Raw genomic sequence first — 16,296 nt, 5'->3', positions numbered from 1 at the left:
TTCGCGACCTGCGGATGCCGGATTTTCGGGAGTACGCGGTGCGGGTCGCCAGGCCCGGATCGGTCGAGGCCGAGGCCACGTTGATCATGGGAGCGTTTCTGCGGGATGTGATGAAGCTGAATTGGGATCGTCGGAACTTCCGAGTGTTCGGCCCGGACGAGACAGCGTCGAACCGTCTCACCCATCTTTTCGACATCACGGGCCGTGTGTCCATCGCTGAGATCCTGAAGACCGACGACCACGCCTCACCCGATGGTCGCGTGATGGAAGTCCTGAGCGAACATCTCTGCCAGGGGTGGCTGGAAGGGTATCTCCTCACGGGCCGGCACGGTCTGTTCTCCTGCTACGAAGCGTTTATCCACATCGTGGATTCGATGTTTAACCAGCACGCTAAGTGGCTCAAGGTGACTCGCGACATCCCGTGGCGACGTCCGATTGCCTCGCTGAATTATCTGCTCACCTCGCACGTCTGGCGACAGGACCACAACGGCTTCAGCCATCAGGACCCGGGGTTCATCGACCACGTGGTAAACAAGAAGGCAGACATTATCCGTGTGTATCTACCGCCCGATGCCAACACGCTCTTGTCAATAACCGATCACTGCCTGCGGAGCCGCAATTACGTCAATGTTATCGTCGCGGGCAAGCAGCCCTCCCTGCAATGGCTGGATATGGACGCTGCCATCAAGCACTGCACCGCCGGGCTCGGCATCTGGGAATGGGCCAGCAATGACCAGGGCGGGGACCCCGATGTCGTGATGACCTGCGCGGGCGATGTCCCCACGCTCGAGACCCTGGCTGCCGTGCAAGTGCTTCGCAGGCACTTTCCTGAGCTGAAGATTCGCGTCATTAACGTGGTGGACCTGATGACCCTCCAGCCGCAAAGCGAGCACCCGCACGGACTCTCCGACAAGGACTTCGACGCGCTCTTCACCAAGGACAAGCCGATCATTTTCGCTTTCCACGGCTACCCCTGGCTGATTCATCGCCTGACCTACCGCCGGACAAACCACAAGAACCTGCACGTCCGGGGGTACAAGGAGGAGGGCACGACAACGACGCCGTTCGACATGGCGGTGCTGAACGATCTGGACCGCTTTCATCTCACCGGCGACGTCATCGATCGCGTGCCGAGCCTGGGATCGCGCGCCGCGTATGCCAAACAGTTCATCCGGGATAAGCTGATAGACCATAAGAACTACATCCATAAACACGGCCAAGACATGCCGGAAATTCGCAACTGGAGCTGGAGCGCCGCACGAACTTGAGAATGCAACAGGCGCAGCCCTTTGAGCGACGAGGAAGGAACATCCTCTCGTGCGCCGACCCGGCGCGCTGCTCTGTTCTCCAATTTCTTAGTTCGTGAACAGCGCACGCACGAGTGGCGTCAAGCTCATCTCGGAGGGCGACTCGCCACCACATTTGTTCATCAGGGTACGCAATCGCGTACCCGATCCACCCGTTTGCGCCAGAATGAACGGGATATGGCCATCCCTCTCGCACGCGCTTCCGTGCCACGTGTAATGGGTCAATGCGGCAAAATAGTATCGGTCCTGGAGAGGCAGGTTGTTGCATGCGCGAGCGAGCAAAAGAATATCGCCAGCGCGATTTCCATACGGCCCTGCGCTCAGCCGGTTCATGCGCTCTTCGAGGCGGACGAGATCGGGCCTTGGATGTTTTCTCAGATAGTCACGGATCGGCACCAACCTTCGGCCATCGAAGATCTCATACGGTCGAACGTTCTGGCCTCCGGGGGCTGGCTCCCGCGCGAAAATCAGATCTAGCGTTCCCTTCAACTGTGGAATCGGCCGCCCCGTGCGATTTGCACTGTCGAAAGCCGTGACCAGCGGCAGCACATCCTCTAAGATCATCCGTCACAACTTTGGTCATATCGGTCGTATCCTATAGAAAAACAGGGACCGGGTCGTGAAACGTCGCAGTTTCTCGCTTGAACCATTCGTCACCCGCCACGCCATTCCATGCCGGCGGCCTTCCTGTGAAGACCGCCGCCCAGCCTGCTATAGTGTCTGAAGGGAGAATACTCAATGCGTGAGGCGCTGCATAGGCATACTCGAATAGCCCGGCCCCCTTCCCTCCCCCTAGCACTGCAGCCATGTGCGGCGCCTTGCCCGAACTGATCGATTGCATTAACTGATCGTGGCCCGCCCCATCAAGCGCGAAGATAATAACGCGCGGCCCGTGTGTGGCTGGCGGTGGGGCGACAGGCTTCTGCTGCTGCTCGCCACCGGTCCTTAGCGTGCTCCAAACAAGCGCACATGATCATAGGAAAAGTAATGCGGCCGCGGTCACGGCCATGTACGTGATAATGCCTGTTGATCCAATCAAGTATGTCATCGACACGGAAACCGTAAAATATCTCGGGAGCGGTGAATCGGCCGAGTAGCGCTCGGATTGCTGGTTACACAGATTGCGGGCAATAGCCCCTAGCCCATCTTCCGCAGCAACAGCTCAATGTTCACAAAAAAGACGGCCGATCGATCAGCCGTACCGCATGTAGCCCTTACTTACGGGTGACTTTGACATCGCTCTGGCCGCCCCGGACCTCACCCCATCGAAGAGACGTAGTCCGGCCGGATCTTGTAAAGAACACGCACCTCTCCAGCCCTGCGGTAGGGGTAGCGCTCCTGCCCCAGATACTTCTTGGCCAGGAGGTCGATGTGCGCATCGGCCCCGTCCTTGGTGATCTCCACCACTCGGCCCCGCAGGGCGAGGTAACGGTACGGGTTGTCAGGGTCCATGATCTCCAGCGCCACCTGCGGGTTCCGCCGCATGTTGCGATCCTTGACCCTTCCCTCGGCACTGTTGATCCGAACATGGGTCCCGTCATAGTCGCACCAGACCGGGGTCACCTGAGGGGTCCCGTCCGGCATGATCGTGGCCAGATGCGCGAAGGCGCGTTTCTGGAGCAGGTCGCGGTGGGTCTCGGGGATAACGTTCGACATCGTTCGCTCCTCCTTAGCTGTGATGGTGCAATCCGAATTATGGAGGATCCCAATCCAGCGGTCAAGGGTGAGAAGGACGGGCGCCGCGTGACCAGATAGGCCGCGCGCCATTCGCCATCGCCCGGCCACACAGCTTGCGCGCGGGCGGCCGTACCGGTATGCTGAGCGGCATGGCCACACAACAATCCGCCTTTCGCTGGCGGCCGACCCGCTTCCTGCGGGAGCTCTGGCGGTGCCTGAGCCGACGAGATCCTTTTATGATGGCGGCCGCCATCAGCTTCTACGGCCTGCTGTCCCTCATTCCGTTTCTCTTAATCGGCAGCGCCATTCTGGGAGTGTTCGCCGGCTCATCACGGGAGGCCACGCATATCATCACCGAGACGATCCGCCGCGTTCTGCCGCGGGCAACTGGCGCACAGATTGAGGGGGCCATTCAGAGCCTGATTCACGGACGTCGTGTGGCCGGGGGACTCGGGTTGCTCTCCCTCCTGTGGGTCGCCTCTGGTGCCTTCGATATGGTGGCATCGGCCCTCACGGCACTCTCCAATGTCCAGGAGTCCCGCTCCTACCTGCGTCGTAAGGTGACGGCCCTCTTCCTGATGCTGATCTGTAGCCTGGGGTTCCTGGTGAGTCTGGCCGCCGCCTCGCTGGCCACAGTCATTGAGGCGCTTGGCAATCGCCTTTTGGAGGTTGTGCCGGCCGAGATCAGCGTCCCGCACGGGCTCCTACTCCACCTCCTGCCGGCCACCCTGGTTGGGGCCACCTTCCTCCTGATGTACCGAGTTGCGCCTGCTCGCCCCATACCGCTTCGCGCCGCCCTTCTTGGCGCGGTGGTCGCGGGCGTGCTGTGGCACCTCGCCAGGCAGCTCTTCAACTGGTACCTCCTGACCTACGCCAGGTACAATCCCGTCTTCGGAATCCTGGGGAGCGCCATGGCCTTACTCCTCTGGCTCTACTATTCGGCGCTCATCTTTCTGTTGGGAGGGGCGATTGCGGAGGCGCTCAGGCGGACATCCTAGCATGACGGTCCCTCCATGAGCCGGCGATGGGCGCGTCCCCCTTGGCGCCGTGGCCATCACTGGCCCCCAAGGCCCACCGATTGGCCCGCTTGGTCGCCAACCCGCCCTGAGACTTTCCAACGTCCTGTGTGCTTGCCCTAAACCAGCGCGCTGAGGGAAGGAACCGCATGAGCGTTCACGCGCTGTACCCGATCCGCAGGAACGCAGCCCATGGGGTAATCGGTCGTGGCGTCCCCTCCGGTTCTTCGAGGGGGTCGGTTCCGGCAATCGGGTTGACGTGTGACAGCTTCCAGGTGACCGCCTTCTTGTAAATGTGACCTAGGAGCCTGTCGGAGAAATAGCGGTGCGACTCACGTTACAGCATAAAGTGTCGTGTCCCGACCGACTGCGGGAGCCCACCAGCGCTCATAGAGCGCGAAGGGCCTCGGTCGCGAAGCGCCTCTGACCGTGCCCGTCACGCCTGCTGGGGGGTCCACCCCGATCGGAACAACTTCAACAGGTTGTGCGTGAGGCAGATCAACAGCCACTCCGCAGTCACCCTGGCCTGTCCCCGAAACGCAAAACGCCGAAAGCCCCGCCCGGCCTTGATCTGGCCGAAGACGGGTTCGACGATCGTCTTGCGCAAGGCGTAGATCACCTCTCCGGCGACGGTCTGCAGTGTGTGCCGCATCTGCGCGATGGCCGGCGCGTCGAGCGGCGGGGGGTCGCTCGCGGACGGGGACAACTCGCCATGGTGCTGCCGGTCCGCGGGCACGTACAGGTCGATGCCCCGCACGGCCGAGTCCGTCACCTATGGGGCACTGAAGTAGCCCGCATCCGCCGAGACCTGCATCGGCGTTCGGGACAGATTGGCCTCCACGGACTGCAGCATCGGCACCAGTTGCGCTTTATCGTTGGCCTGCTGGGGGTGATGGCGGCGGCCACGATGATCTGCGCCTGACTGTCCACGGCCGCCTGGGCGTTGTAGGCCTGGACGAAACTCTTCGTCGCCCCATCCTTCATGATCCGCGACTCGGGGTCGGTGAAGTTGCGCTGGGCCTGTGGTCTCGGGGTGGCGGTGGTCGGATCAGGAACCGTGGGTGGCCCACCTGTCGGGTTCCGGCCGGTCTCGCGTGCCCGCTGCGCTCGTTCGGTCAGCTTCGCCTGCGCGGCCGCCGCGGCCTGGACGGCTTGCGCGGTGGCCTCCGCCTCCAGCGCGGCCTTCGCCTCCCGGATCTTGGCGAGCCGACTCTTGCGATGGGCCAGCTCGGCGGGCAGTTCGTCGCCGCACCGGCCCTGTCCCTGTTGAGCGTCCTCCGCCGCATCGACGGCGGCGGCCTGGGCGAGGAGGGCTGCGACCTCCTGCTGCAGTGTCTGCTCGGCCTCGACCATCCGGCCGTAACTCATCGCCTTGTGCTTGGAGGCATTCGCCAGGATCTTGGTCCCATCCAGCGCCACGTGTCCCAGGCGCACCAGTCCGGCCCGCTGGCAGAGCTGGAACACCTGGGCGAACAGCCCCGCGAGGGCGGCCAGGTGGCGCTGCAGAAAGGCGGCCAGACTATCGTGATCGGGGTGCTGGTTGGCCGCCAGGATTCGGTAGGGGATCTCCTCGTAGGTCGCACGCTCAATCTGGCGCGAGGACGGCTGGCCCATGCAGTAGGCGTACACCAGCAGCTTTACCATCATCGCCGGGTGGTAGGGCGGCTGTCCGCGTCCATCACCCTCCTCGTAGGCGACGACGATCGGCGTCAGGTTGAGCGCCTCCACCACATCGCTGATGAACAGCGCCAGGTGGCCTTCGGGGAGCCAGTCACGCAGAGCCGGGGGCAACAGGAACAGCTGATCGGGATTATACGGCTTGAATGTTTTCATGCGGCCAGTATAGCGCGGACGGTCTGCGTGTCCAGCACGCATCATGGATGCCGTGCGAATTTTTCTCCGACAGGCTCCTATAAGCATCGCTTCGTGGAAGCGCAGCCACCCGAGGAGCTCTCCATGAAATGACTTGTCCGCGCTATCCTGCGGCCATCCTGGGTTGTCGGATTGCAGTCGCGCCCATGCCGCATTGAAAGCACGTAGACGACCCTTACAACCCTCTACGCCGGTAAATCCTTCACCCCGCAGGTCCTCCAACAGAAATCGCACCTCATACTTCTCATCTCCTCCAAGTAGGGGCCGAGGCACGCGGGCTGTGGCCTCCAGGACCTCTTCCCGTCTCAGCAGGCCGAAGCAGAAAGAGTGTAGTGTTCCGGCCTGAACCTCGTCCGCTCCATCCACGTTCAACCGTGCCAGCTCTCCTTGGAGGTCCCGGGCAGCCGTTCGAGTGAAAGTGCAGACCAGCATCCGATTTGCAGTTGCCCCGTCTTGGAGAAGGCGCGTGACACGCCTCATCAGCGCAAAGGTCTTTCCCGTCCCAGGGCCAGCCAGGACCCGCATCGGCGTGTGGTTCAACTCCGCGATACGTCTGGCCGCTCCCACGAGGCCATCGTCCCACCTGAATCCGGCACCGTTCATGTTCTTCGCTCCTTGAACGACGAGCTCTGATGCAGCTCTGATGGCCTTCCCATCAGAGCTCGTTTCAGAGCTTGTCCGGCCGCCCACAGCCAGGCGCTCCAGCGGAAACGGGCCGCATCAGCCATCGTGCGTTTCCTTCAGGACGTACACGCGATAGGGATCCGTAGGCCCGCGCCCGACTTCGACGAGCAGCCCGCTCTTCACCAAGGCGAGTAATCGGCCGCGGGCGTTACGCGTCGATATCTCCCACAGTGTTGCAGCGTCCCGCGTCGTGGTACGGCCTTCCTTGGCCAGATACGTCAGCAGCGCGGATTGCCACTCCGGCTGCGCTGGAGCCTTCACGCGCTCCCCGAACAGTGTCACCCTGAAGTTGGTGCCCAGTTCCTCGAATCGCGGGGCAGGCTGGCCGGCGTTTGCGCAGGCGGCCGTGATCCGGCCGAGACCTGAGCCCCACTGCTCGATGAGTCCCAGTTCGCGGAACGTTCGGCCAATCACGCGGTTGCGGAGGCGTGAGACACCTGCCAGAGCGGCCTCCAGCGTCAGTCCAAACGGGAGCAAGCCAGGGTTCGTGATCTCGATCCGGTCGTCGAAGATGGCGATCTTCGTACCGGCCCCGCCAATGCTGTAGTCGGCGTGGACGATAGCATTGATGATCGCCTCGCGCACCGCCTCGACCGGGTACTCCGGCACGTCGCGCCGTCGAACGCGCCCAATCTCGATGCCCTGCCGCGTGTGGCGCTCGATGAACGCTACCGCGCTGTCCACGGACTTCGGCAGATACTCATCAATCTCGGTTTGATCCAGGAACTTGGCTGTGTCCTTCCCGAGGAATCGCGCGCAACGTATCGTAGCCGAGGGGAACAGGCGCCCCCGCGTCTTGCCGAAGAGGAGTACGGCTCCGATGCTCGGCACTGCTCGCGTACCTTGTCCCACCAGCAGCCCCAGGGACCGCTGTTTTGCCGGGCTTAGCGGTCTAGAGACGGCTGCGAAGAACTCGGACGCTACTCGGACGTCAATATCATCCGAGTTCGTTTCCGAGCAGGGCTGCTCGTCAAAGAACGTGTTTCGGGCCAGGCGTTGGAGTTCTGCGAGCAATTCCGGTCCCGCCGGGCGGTTGGTCGATCCGAGCCGGATATAGACACCGGCTTCAGACCCTTCGGAGCGGACGTAAAACGGTCCTACAGCATGCGGCACCGTCACAACAAGCAGTTGCCGCTTTCGCCAGGCGTGGATTTGGATGTCGGGAACCAGCAGCGGGCGGATGCCATCAGCAAAAGCATTGGCCAGCCGCTCCTCGTTCAGCAGAGGATCAGCGATGCCGATCACCTCTTTCGTTTTGTCCTTCACGCCGATGACAATAGTACCACCCGCAGTGTTGGCAAAGGCGACGGCAGTCCGCACGATACCCTGAAGCGGGCGGCAGTTCTCCTTGAACTCCAGCGTCTTACCCTCATCACGGGCCAGGAATCCTTCGATCATTCCGACCATCCGTCCGGTGCGACTTCAACCCCCTGTCCCGCCCAGTCGTTCTCTTCAATGAGGTACTGGATCTGTCGGTACAGCATCTCCGGGGTGAGCTTCGAAATTGGGTCTTGGATAATCCGTAACCGCGGCCGCTCACCCTTGCAGAAGGTAATGACGTAGAGCCAAGCCCGCTCGCCGAGCTGACCCAACTTGTCCAATTCTGGACCCGTCAGGATGATAGCGCCCGACTGGGCTCGGCCTTTGACCTCGATGAACCGTTTCTCGCCACCCGGCCCCTCGGATCGAACGTCGTAGTGCTCTCCATCCCGGCTCACGTCTGTGGGCGTCCATCCACGACTGCGCTCGTAGCGCATAGCCACATCCATCGCGATGGCCTCGACTTCGTCGTCGCGGCGCATCGGGAAGCCTTTCGCCGGCGCCTCCTCCTCGCTTTCCACCGTCGCCACAGGAACCGGGGCGATCACAGCCTCCGTCAGAAGATCGGGGAGGTTGGCGGTCAACTTCATCATAAGCTCCAACTCCTTGAGCCGTTCCACCTTCCGAGCCTTCAGATCTTCAACTCGCCGTTGAAGTCGCTCACGTTCCTGAGCATCATCGTCGCCGTACAGTAGTGCCTGCTGAAGGTCGTTCAGTTCTCCCTGCAGGTCGAGGATAAGATCCGTAAAGGCCGTGTTCAGGTATTCCCGGCGCAGGTCGCACTCCTCAGTGCGGATAGTTGTCACCTGGTCGAGCTGCCGCTCGGTGATCTGCTCGTAGGCCCATGCCTGAATCTCCTCGGCGGACTTCGATACCACATCGGGAACCGGGATGGCAGCCTCCGGAGCCGTACAGTTGAGCAAGTACGACGGTGAGGTTGTGCGAAGACCCATATGGTCGTGAACCACTATGGCCAGCCGCTTATGGGCCGGTGGCTTACGACGATCCTGACGCCATTGCCGACGTCCATCCTCAATTGTTGAACGGACGAGCCAGACTCGCTGTGGCTTGGCGATATTGGGGTCCACGAGGGTTGCCCCTTTGGCAAAGGCTTGACGCGCCTCACGAATCGCCCACTCGATTAGGGTATCGAACAGCGGGTGCCCGGGTCCCATGAGCTTCGTGCGCTCAGGGGTACGCACTTTGCTCGCGACGCTCACGAGCTGCTTGTCGAACACGAAGGGAGTACCCTAGTTCTCGGATAGAGCCTGTCGCTGCTTCCTGGCGAGTTCGAGCAGGGCTGTTGGCGTAGAGCCGATGTGCCAGACTGGACAGTAATCGTCCTTACGGACGGTGCCCCCACTTGCCGTCCAAGCGCGTTCGAAGAACCGCTGGATAAACAATGGCTGAAGTCGGCGCTCGTCCGATGCGTCGCGCAGCTCGCGGGCGGATCTCAAATCGAGGCGCGAGGCAAGCGAGATCTTCTTCTGGATAGCCATGAGCTGCTCGGCCCTCTCGCGTGATGCCGCCGCCAGGGCAACGTCGGTGTCTCTGGAACTCGCTGATTCATCGTCCGCATCAATGGCACTTTCAATCAGTCGTACCAGCGGCACATCCTCCAGCCATTCGTCGATCACGTCGTAGACCCGGTCAGACCCCATCTGTTCGCGCATGATGTCCAGTTTCGAGAGGATCTTCTGGAGGACCGATCCCTCCCGAGTATTGCTGGCAACCAGGTTGTAGACCCACACGTCATCGGCCTGGCCATACCGGTGGATGCGCCCCATCCGCTGTTCAAGTCTGTTGGGATTCCACGGGATGTCCCAATTGATGAGGTAGCGACAGAACTGAAGGTTAATGCCTTCACCCGCCGCGTCGGTGGCGACCATGATCTTGGCCCGCGTGCGAAACGTGCGCTGGGCCTGTTTGCGCGTATCCACGTCCATGCCGCCATGGATCGTAGCGACCGTGTACCCCTTTCCCTCGAGGCGCTTGGCAAGGCTGTTGAGCGTGTCGCGGTGTTCGGTAAAGATCAGGAGCTTTTCATCCTCCGCTCGGATCACATCGGAGGAATCCAAGACGGTGAGAAGCTCGACAAACTTCGCCTCTTTGTGGTGCTTCAGGCTGTCGGCCAGTCGGAAGAGCCGTTCGACTTCGTCGCGTTCTTCTTCGACCTTGTTCGGATCGTCCGTCAGGACCTGGCGGAAGATCCGCTGGTCGACCCGCTCGCGTTCCTCTTCGGTGAGGTCCTCGTATTCCGTGATGTCCCGCGGATCGCTTGGGTCTGGAGTCTCCCGGAACAACCGTTTCTTCTCTGCCGCTGAACGGCTGGGATCTCTGAGTATGGCGAGGACCTCATTCAGGGCCCGGAGTCGATTGTCAAGGGTCCGCGTGATGGCGTAGAGGCTGCTGGCCAGACGGCGCTGCATGACCATGAGGGTCAACTCGACGTTCCGGTTCTTCTTCGCCTTGGCCTCCTTGCGCTTTGAGCGAACGTAGCTTGTCACCTCGTCATAGAGGATCTTTTCCTCCGGCGTCAAGTCGTAGCCGGTCGTCTTCGTATGGCGATTCTTGAAGAGCGCTTGGTTGTCCCAATCAACCATCTCCTCTTTCAGGCGGCGAAGGAAGAATCGATTCCGCGCCTTGCTGATCGGGCGCTCGGTGTCGAAGTCCGCTTCGCCGGATGCGCCGTACGGTGCCGCCTGCTCGCGAACCCGGTCGGCAACATGCTCGTCCTTCTGGAAGAGGTCCTCATCGAGAAGTAGGAGTAGCCGGCGGAACGTGTCCTTTCTTCCGCGGTGCGGAGTCGCCGTGAGGAACAGGAGGTGGTCGGTCTTGTGAGTGAGCGCCTTCACCGCCTTGTACCGCTCGCTCTCTTCCAACTTTGTGCCGTACTCGTAGGCCGAGAGCTTATGGGCCTCGTCGACCACCACGAGGTCCCACTGGGTTTCAGAGGCGGCCTTGAGACAGCCTTCATTACGGGCCAGGAAATCGATGGACGTGACGAAGATGCCGTCTTCATACCGGGAGAACTGGCCCGGTTCTGCTTCGAAGGACGCGCGGTTGACGAGCCGTGCGTAAAGCCCGAACTTCTCTTGGAGCTCCTCTTCCTTCCACTGCTTCGTCAGGCCGCCTGGAACAATGATCAGGACCTTCTGAAGCACTCCCCGGAATAGCAACTCCTTGATCAGGAGCCCAGTCATGATCGTCTTGCCCGCCCCCGTGTCGTCGGCCAGCAGGAAACGGATTCTCGGCAAGGGGAGGAGGTACCGATAGACCGCCTCCACTTGATGTGGGAGTGGGTCAACGATGCTGGAGTTAACGGCGAAGAGCGGGTCAAACTGGTGAGCGATGCGGATACGTTCTGCTTCGGCGCCGAGAAGGAAAAGCCTGGCATCGCCATTGAACGTGTGCTGCCCGCCGCGTACCTTGACGAGTGCTGCAAGCTCTTCCGTGGCCAAGGGCCGCTTCACCAGTCGGCGGGACTGAAGCCCGACTCCTTCAAGGAGCGTCTTGCCACCGAAGGGGGCGACACGCTGAATCTCAACGAGTTCGGACGCGTCCAGCCCCGCGACCACGTCACCAGGGGCGAAGTCTTTATCCAAGTTGCCTACCTCAGATCCTACCTTCTTGATTCTGCCTCGTCAGAGTACTCCAGGGGCCGTTGGTCGCCGCATTCCGCAACCCATGTCCCCGCCACTGAGAGGATTGCGGCCAGGTTCAAGGTGTTGTAGCCACGCTACTCAGCCAAGTATCCGTTTGCCGCCTGCCTGCCGCACTCAACTGCGCGAAAACACGTGTCGGTACAAGCGGGCTGGACCTTGAGTAAAGTCGGAGGCGCTCGTGCTGAAGCTATGTTCCCTGGCCTGGGTTTGCGGTCCGATCATACGCCTCTGCGCGTTCCGATACCTTGCCGAGCTTAACAAGTCTGGCAGCTATGGCACCGTCAGTACGACCGTGCTTCAGAGCGAGATCCTTCATCGAGGTACCACCGTCGAATGCTTCCGAGAGCAGGCGATCCTCCTCCTCGGTCCAGGGTCTCCCAGCATTAGGAGGCATGATGCGCTGGCGCTTTCCTCTCTCATTCAGGCGTTCCAGGGCTTCGAGGGTCTGAAACAGCGCCCTGATGACCTTCGGATGGTTGTAGGGGCTCGATTCCGGCAGCAGTTCCCCGGTAACAGGGTCTGCACCATTCGCCAGCGCCTCAATGATCCTGATCGCCTCAGAGGTCTCCACTATCTCGCCCTGCTCCCTCTCATGACCGAACACTACCCGGGAACTTATCGAAAAACCCCCTGAAAGTCTAGGCTCTTGTGAAAAAATAGGCCTATCGAATCACGCACACGTTGAGGTAAGGATCAGCGCATCTGGCCTCCTTCCCCGCATGCATGAACTTGAGGCCCATGGCGGAAGATGAGCGGGTCTACCAGACACGGAAGCATATCATGACCGGAGCCCCGGTCCTATCACTCGTTCTTATGGGCCACCATTCCCTTTGGCGGCATTGATTGAGAGGGTGGTTGGCGCACCCGACTTTCACCATTTCTGAGAACAGCCGCCACAGCTCCCCCAGAATGGATGCTCTCGGCCGATCAAGAGCTGAAAGTATCTTTCTTGACGTTTCGCGAGGTCAGGTTTAAATTTGCACCAAACGAAAACAGCCACAAAGCCATTCCTTCCAATAAAGGAGGGTTCTTATGGCCACCATCCGCATCGGCACCTTCAACGTCGAGAACCTCTTCGCCCGCTATAGGTTCAACAAGGGCATCGATCCCCAGGACGCCATCATCGACGGCTGGCGGGCCGACCAGCGTCACTTTGACATCTACGACGACACCAGCAAGACGCTAACGGCCCAGGCGATCCTCGCCACCAAGGCCGATGTCCTTGCCCTCCAGGAGGTCGAAAGCCTCGATACCCTGAAGCGATTCCGGGACCTGTACCTGGGCGGTCGGAAGACCTATCCGCATGCCGTCGCCATCGATAGGAACGACCCCCGGCTCATCGATGTGGCCATCCTCAGTCGCTACCCCCTGGTGAACATCCGGACCTACCAGCACCTCTGGGTCCCGGCCTGGAAGTCGTTCCTCTTTTCCCGCGACTGTCTGGAGGTGGATGTCCAGCTCCCCGGCCAGGCCACCCTCACCCTCTACGTCAACCACCTCAAATCGATGATGGATCGACAGGATGGTTGCCAGGGTCGCCAGCGCACCCAAGCTAAGCGCGAGAAGCAGGCAGCTACCGTCAAGGAGATTGTCACCCAACGCTTCTGGGAGAGTGCTGGCCAGCACCCGTTCATCGTGTTGGGCGACCTCAACGATTATCTGGAGACCGACGCCCAAGGAAAGACGGGGATCGCGCAATTGGTGCGGTGGGACTAGGTGGTCAATATTGTAGATCGGCTCCCGGAAGAGGAGCGCTGGACTCACTTCTTCAAGGGTAGGAAGCAGTGTCAGCACCCACCGGCCTATCGCCAGCTTGACTACCTCTTGCTGTCCAAGAGCCTCGCCGACGCCAACGGGAACGCACCCTACATTGAACGACGGGGGATGCCCAAGCGGGCCGATCGTTACAAGGGGCCGCGCTTTCCCGGCATAGGCGTGGATCGACCGAAGGCCTCCGATCACTGTCCGGTGGTCATGGAGCTGACGGTCTAGATCGGGATTCCAGCGGGTTGAATGCCGTCAGGACATTGCCTGAGCGCAGGCTGGCCTAAAAGACGGCATTTCAAGGATCTTCACACGACGACGCTCCTCTTGACTCGGAGTACCTATTTTGGTACATTCCAGCATGGGACAGGCCCTTAAAAAGATAGTCGCGGCGTTTTACCGCACTCCAGGAGGCACTGAGCCCGTCCGCGACTGGTTGAAGTCCCTATCATCCGAGGATCGCCGTGAGATTGGCCAGGACATCGCCACGGTCGAATATGGCTGGCCGGTCGGCATGCCTGTCTGCCGCCCTCTGGGACACGGTCTCTGGGAGGTCCGCAGCAACGTGTCGGATAACCGAATCGCACGTATCATTTTTTGTATCGCTCGCGGCCAGATGATACTTCTGCACGCCTTCGTCAAAAAGACCCAAATCACCCCACAGGAGGACTTGGCTCTAGCCCGCAAGAGGATGAGGGAGATCCAATGATGCGAAAGCGCACCCGACAGAAGGGAACCATCGGTTCCACACTCGACGAGTTCCTGAAGGAAGAAGGCACATACGAATCCACTCAGGCTGTGGCCATCAAGCGCGTGCTCGCCTGGCAGATTGCGCAGACCATGGCCACGCAGCATATCACCAAAGCAGAAATGGCCCGCCGGATGGTCACTAGCCGCAGCCAGCTCAACAGACTGCTTGATCCCACCACCTACTCCGTCACGTTGGAAACCCTCACCCGCGCGGCCCACGCCATCGGACGTCAGGTCAAACTCGAACTGGTCTAGGACGCAAATTTGCCCACTCCCGCCCAACGAATCACTGTCGCCTGCGCCAGCCGACCGTTCAGCACCTCAATAAACTCGTGAAACGACCATGAGCAAGAAGTACCGAAGCGACGCGATGGCCTCCATCCATGAAACGATGGAGGCCCTGCACAAGGTGGGCGCCATCGATAAGCAGACGATGCGCCGATTTGACGAGGCGTGCCTGACACCTGTCCGGCCGCTGACGGCACAGCAGATCAAGGCCATCCGGGAGCGGGAGCACGTAAGCCAGGCGGTCTTCGCGACCTATCTCAACGTGACGCCGAATCTGGTGAGCAAGTGGGAGCGGGGCGAGAAGCGGCCTTCAGGCCCGGCCCTGAAGCTCCTGTCCCTTGTCGAGAAGCACGGCATCACGGCAGTGGCCTGAAGATCGCAAGACCTCACAAGAGGATACGTACGTACTCGTCAGGCCGTACAGCAGCACCCCATGCTGGGTGCGCGACAGATCGCCGTAGCGCACGGTAAGGTGCCGGCGTAGTTAGGATGGGGCATGACGTGCCCTAAAGTCGCTGGGATGGCGCACGCCAGGCACTGGCAGGTCGGACATATCCTACTGGACCCGATCGAGGCGCTAAGAGCGGGGCCAAATCAAGTGATCACAGTAGACCATATCAAGTTGACAAAGACACTTCACGATTACCCGACTCCATGCTGACCTGGAGGTCGTCAACGCCACGATCTAATAATATCTCGTTTTCTATCCGGCCCCCCTTAGATCGAAAAGTTCCTACCAATCGACCTCGATGCTTTTCCGTTACTTATCGTGACAAGGACGTGGTAATTTCCGGGAGGGAAATCTGGCGTGACCTTAAACTTATAGATACTGGAGTAGCCGCCCTGCGCCTTATTTTGCATTGGCTTTCGGATGGGTTCTCCAACGGGCTGATTCTTGAACAGGAACTGCCAGGTCTCTGTGACGGGAATCGTGACCTGTGGATCAGGAGCTAAGACGCTATACCGAACCTTGACTCGGACCTCATCTCCAGGCTTTGCAATTGCCGGGACCACCTCGGCCCCTTCTACAATTAATCGGTGGCCTTGTTTAGGCTTATAATGACTATGAGCCACGGCCTCAGCTCGTGACCGCTCAAGTTCTGGTGCAATCAGGGCCCCTGCCACAGACCCGACAGCGCCTCCAATCAAAGCCCCGAGCCACGCGTTCCCTCCCGTAGCAGCGCTGATCGCAGCTCCAAGCCCTGCGCCACTCAGGCCGCCGACGGCCGCTCCCGTCTGCGAAGAAGTCGCACACCCAGTCAGCGTCATTGCCCCAAACGCGGCAACGACAAGGATGCTAGTAAGCCGTTTGCTTTTCATCGCTTCTTTTCCCCCTACCTCGGCAGCTTATTCAAAAGTCCCTTGCTTAATCAGCTCTTCTACTTTCCTCATCGAAGGCGGTTGAGCGTTTGGAGACTCAGTGGTGCCCCTTGCAGGGCTGGCTTTCGCAGTCGCCACAGTGATGCGATTTTCGATATCTTTCACATCCTTGTCCGATTCTACAATCCCTAGCGCTCTCCCCTTATCGGCCTCGTTCTCCACAAACCCACTGACGGTTACCACCCGGTCTTTGCTGACTTCCACATGAATGTCGTCCAGTCCTTGCGCCTTCAATTCCGCGTCAAGTGTCATCTGGACCTTGGCCGGATCTTTCGCGAGAAAGCCGGTGTAGTAGAGGTATCCGCCTCCGCCAACAAGCAGCAATACCACTCCGGCCACAGCCGGCCAGAGCCACGACCTCGACGACCGCTTTACGACTCCTGCCCCTAACTCAGCAACGCCCGGTCGGTCCGTTACCTTAGCTTCCGGCTTGAGTCAATCCCAAAATTAGTTGAACTATGCGAAGCCAGCTCCCGGTCATGAGATCACGCCACCTGCTGTTCGGTCAGTCGTGCCTGTGCACCGAGTTCATGCTGCATGGCCTGTCGGAGTACGGGCAGCGCGCGAAATCCC

General features: G+C 60.4%; 14 protein-coding genes and 4 pseudogenes. 7 read left to right on the top strand and 11 right to left on the bottom strand.

Annotated elements, in window-relative coordinates:
• On the top strand, positions 1–1,268 hold a 1,268-nt coding region (locus KGL31_14035; protein ID MDE2322998.1), incomplete at its 5' end, for a phosphoketolase family protein.
• 87 nt (positions 1,269–1,355) lie between these two features.
• Here the strand turns inward: KGL31_14035 and KGL31_14030 are convergent.
• The 3 genes from KGL31_14030 to KGL31_14020 all read right to left on the bottom strand — a co-directional run bounded on the left by KGL31_14030 (position 1,356) and on the right by KGL31_14020 (position 2,963).
• Entirely contained in the window at positions 1,356–1,871 is a 516-nt protein-coding gene (locus KGL31_14030; GenBank protein ID MDE2322997.1) for a hypothetical protein, read from the bottom strand.
• A gap of 31 nt (positions 1,872–1,902) precedes the next feature.
• Entirely contained in the window at positions 1,903–2,148 is a 246-nt protein-coding gene (locus tag KGL31_14025; protein ID MDE2322996.1) for an alkaline phosphatase family protein, read from the bottom strand.
• Positions 2,149–2,564: 416 nt separating this feature from the next.
• Entirely contained in the window at positions 2,565–2,963 is a 399-nt protein-coding gene (locus KGL31_14020) for a PPOX class F420-dependent oxidoreductase (protein MDE2322995.1), read from the bottom strand.
• Between the two features lie 158 nt (positions 2,964–3,121).
• Between KGL31_14020 and KGL31_14015 the strand changes: the two genes are divergently transcribed.
• On the top strand, positions 3,122–3,982 hold the full coding sequence (locus KGL31_14015; protein MDE2322994.1) for a YihY/virulence factor BrkB family protein: 861 nt from the start codon (positions 3,122–3,124) through the stop codon (positions 3,980–3,982).
• A 167-nt stretch (positions 3,983–4,149) separates the two neighbouring features.
• Complete coding sequence (locus KGL31_14010; protein ID MDE2322993.1) at positions 4,150–4,293, top strand: hypothetical protein; 144 nt, start codon at positions 4,150–4,152, stop codon at positions 4,291–4,293.
• 143 nt (positions 4,294–4,436) lie between these two features.
• Here KGL31_14010 and KGL31_14005 read toward each other — a convergent pair.
• The 6 genes and pseudogenes from KGL31_14005 to KGL31_13980 all read right to left on the bottom strand — a co-directional run bounded on the left by KGL31_14005 (position 4,437) and on the right by KGL31_13980 (position 12,112).
• Positions 4,437–5,833: pseudogene (locus tag KGL31_14005) on the bottom strand (IS1182 family transposase).
• Positions 5,834–6,151: 318 nt separating this feature from the next.
• Positions 6,152–6,475: pseudogene (locus KGL31_14000) on the bottom strand (UvrD-helicase domain-containing protein).
• A 117-nt stretch (positions 6,476–6,592) separates the two neighbouring features.
• A complete protein-coding gene (locus KGL31_13995) occupies positions 6,593–7,954 on the bottom strand; it encodes a putative DNA binding domain-containing protein (GenBank protein ID MDE2322992.1) in 1,362 nt (453 codons plus the stop codon).
• Positions 7,951–9,114: a DUF3883 domain-containing protein gene (locus KGL31_13990; GenBank protein ID MDE2322991.1), complete on the bottom strand. Its 1,164-nt coding sequence runs from the start codon at positions 9,112–9,114 to the stop codon at positions 7,951–7,953. Before KGL31_13990 ends, KGL31_13995 begins: the two co-directional genes overlap by 4 nt.
• A gap of 12 nt (positions 9,115–9,126) precedes the next feature.
• Entirely contained in the window at positions 9,127–11,481 is a 2,355-nt protein-coding gene (locus KGL31_13985; protein MDE2322990.1) for a DEAD/DEAH box helicase, read from the bottom strand.
• A 247-nt stretch (positions 11,482–11,728) separates the two neighbouring features.
• Positions 11,729–12,112 (bottom strand): hypothetical protein, encoded by a 384-nt coding sequence (locus KGL31_13980; protein MDE2322989.1) that lies wholly within the window; start codon positions 12,110–12,112, stop codon positions 11,729–11,731.
• A 461-nt stretch (positions 12,113–12,573) separates the two neighbouring features.
• On the opposite strand from KGL31_13980, the pseudogene KGL31_13975 reads away from it, so the two are divergent.
• The 4 genes and pseudogenes from KGL31_13975 (at position 12,574) to KGL31_13960 (ending at position 14,716) form a co-directional block, all read left to right on the top strand.
• Positions 12,574–13,533, top strand: a pseudogene (locus KGL31_13975) (endonuclease/exonuclease/phosphatase family protein).
• Positions 13,534–13,666: 133 nt separating this feature from the next.
• Positions 13,667–14,014, top strand: coding sequence for a type II toxin-antitoxin system RelE/ParE family toxin (locus KGL31_13970; GenBank protein MDE2322988.1), 348 nt, complete (start codon positions 13,667–13,669; stop codon positions 14,012–14,014).
• Positions 14,014–14,310, top strand: a complete 297-nt coding sequence (locus KGL31_13965) for an XRE family transcriptional regulator (protein MDE2322987.1) — start codon at positions 14,014–14,016, stop codon at positions 14,308–14,310. Before KGL31_13970 ends, KGL31_13965 begins: the two co-directional genes overlap by 1 nt.
• 88 nt (positions 14,311–14,398) lie before the next feature.
• Entirely contained in the window at positions 14,399–14,716 is a 318-nt protein-coding gene (locus KGL31_13960) for a DNA-binding transcriptional regulator (protein MDE2322986.1), read from the top strand.
• A 737-nt stretch (positions 14,717–15,453) separates the two neighbouring features.
• On the opposite strand, the pseudogene KGL31_13955 reads toward KGL31_13960, so the two are convergent.
• Both KGL31_13955 and KGL31_13950 read right to left on the bottom strand, forming a co-directional pair.
• Positions 15,454–15,663, bottom strand: a pseudogene (locus tag KGL31_13955) (hypothetical protein).
• Between the two features lie 27 nt (positions 15,664–15,690).
• On the bottom strand, positions 15,691–16,047 hold the full coding sequence (locus KGL31_13950; GenBank protein ID MDE2322985.1) for a BON domain-containing protein: 357 nt from the start codon (positions 16,045–16,047) through the stop codon (positions 15,691–15,693).
• Between the last annotated feature and the right edge of the window lie 249 nt (positions 16,048–16,296).

This window comes from Candidatus Methylomirabilota bacterium (genome assembly GCA_028870115.1).
Classification (GTDB): domain Bacteria; phylum Methylomirabilota; class Methylomirabilia; order Methylomirabilales; family Methylomirabilaceae; genus Methylomirabilis.
This window is presented reverse-complemented; position numbering and strand designations above follow the sequence as displayed.

Excerpts from the sequence above, each read along its gene's own strand:
- KGL31_13960 (MDE2322986.1), top strand. The coding sequence starts at position 14,399 with ATGAGCAAGAAGTACCGAAGCGACGCGATGGCCTCCATCCATGAAACG.
- KGL31_14020 (MDE2322995.1), bottom strand. The coding sequence starts at position 2,963 with ATGTCGAACGTTATCCCCGAGACCCACCGCGACCTGCTCCAGAAACGC.
- KGL31_13970 (MDE2322988.1), top strand. The coding sequence starts at position 13,667 with ATGGGACAGGCCCTTAAAAAGATAGTCGCGGCGTTTTACCGCACTCCA.
- KGL31_14030 (MDE2322997.1), bottom strand. The coding sequence starts at position 1,871 with ATGATCTTAGAGGATGTGCTGCCGCTGGTCACGGCTTTCGACAGTGCA.
- KGL31_14025 (MDE2322996.1), bottom strand. The coding sequence starts at position 2,148 with ATGCAATCGATCAGTTCGGGCAAGGCGCCGCACATGGCTGCAGTGCTA.
- KGL31_14015 (MDE2322994.1), top strand. The coding sequence starts at position 3,122 with ATGCTGAGCGGCATGGCCACACAACAATCCGCCTTTCGCTGGCGGCCG.
- KGL31_13965 (MDE2322987.1), top strand. The coding sequence starts at position 14,014 with ATGCGAAAGCGCACCCGACAGAAGGGAACCATCGGTTCCACACTCGAC.
- KGL31_13995 (MDE2322992.1), bottom strand. The coding sequence starts at position 7,954 with ATGATCGAAGGATTCCTGGCCCGTGATGAGGGTAAGACGCTGGAGTTC.
- KGL31_14010 (MDE2322993.1), top strand. The coding sequence starts at position 4,150 with ATGAGCGTTCACGCGCTGTACCCGATCCGCAGGAACGCAGCCCATGGG.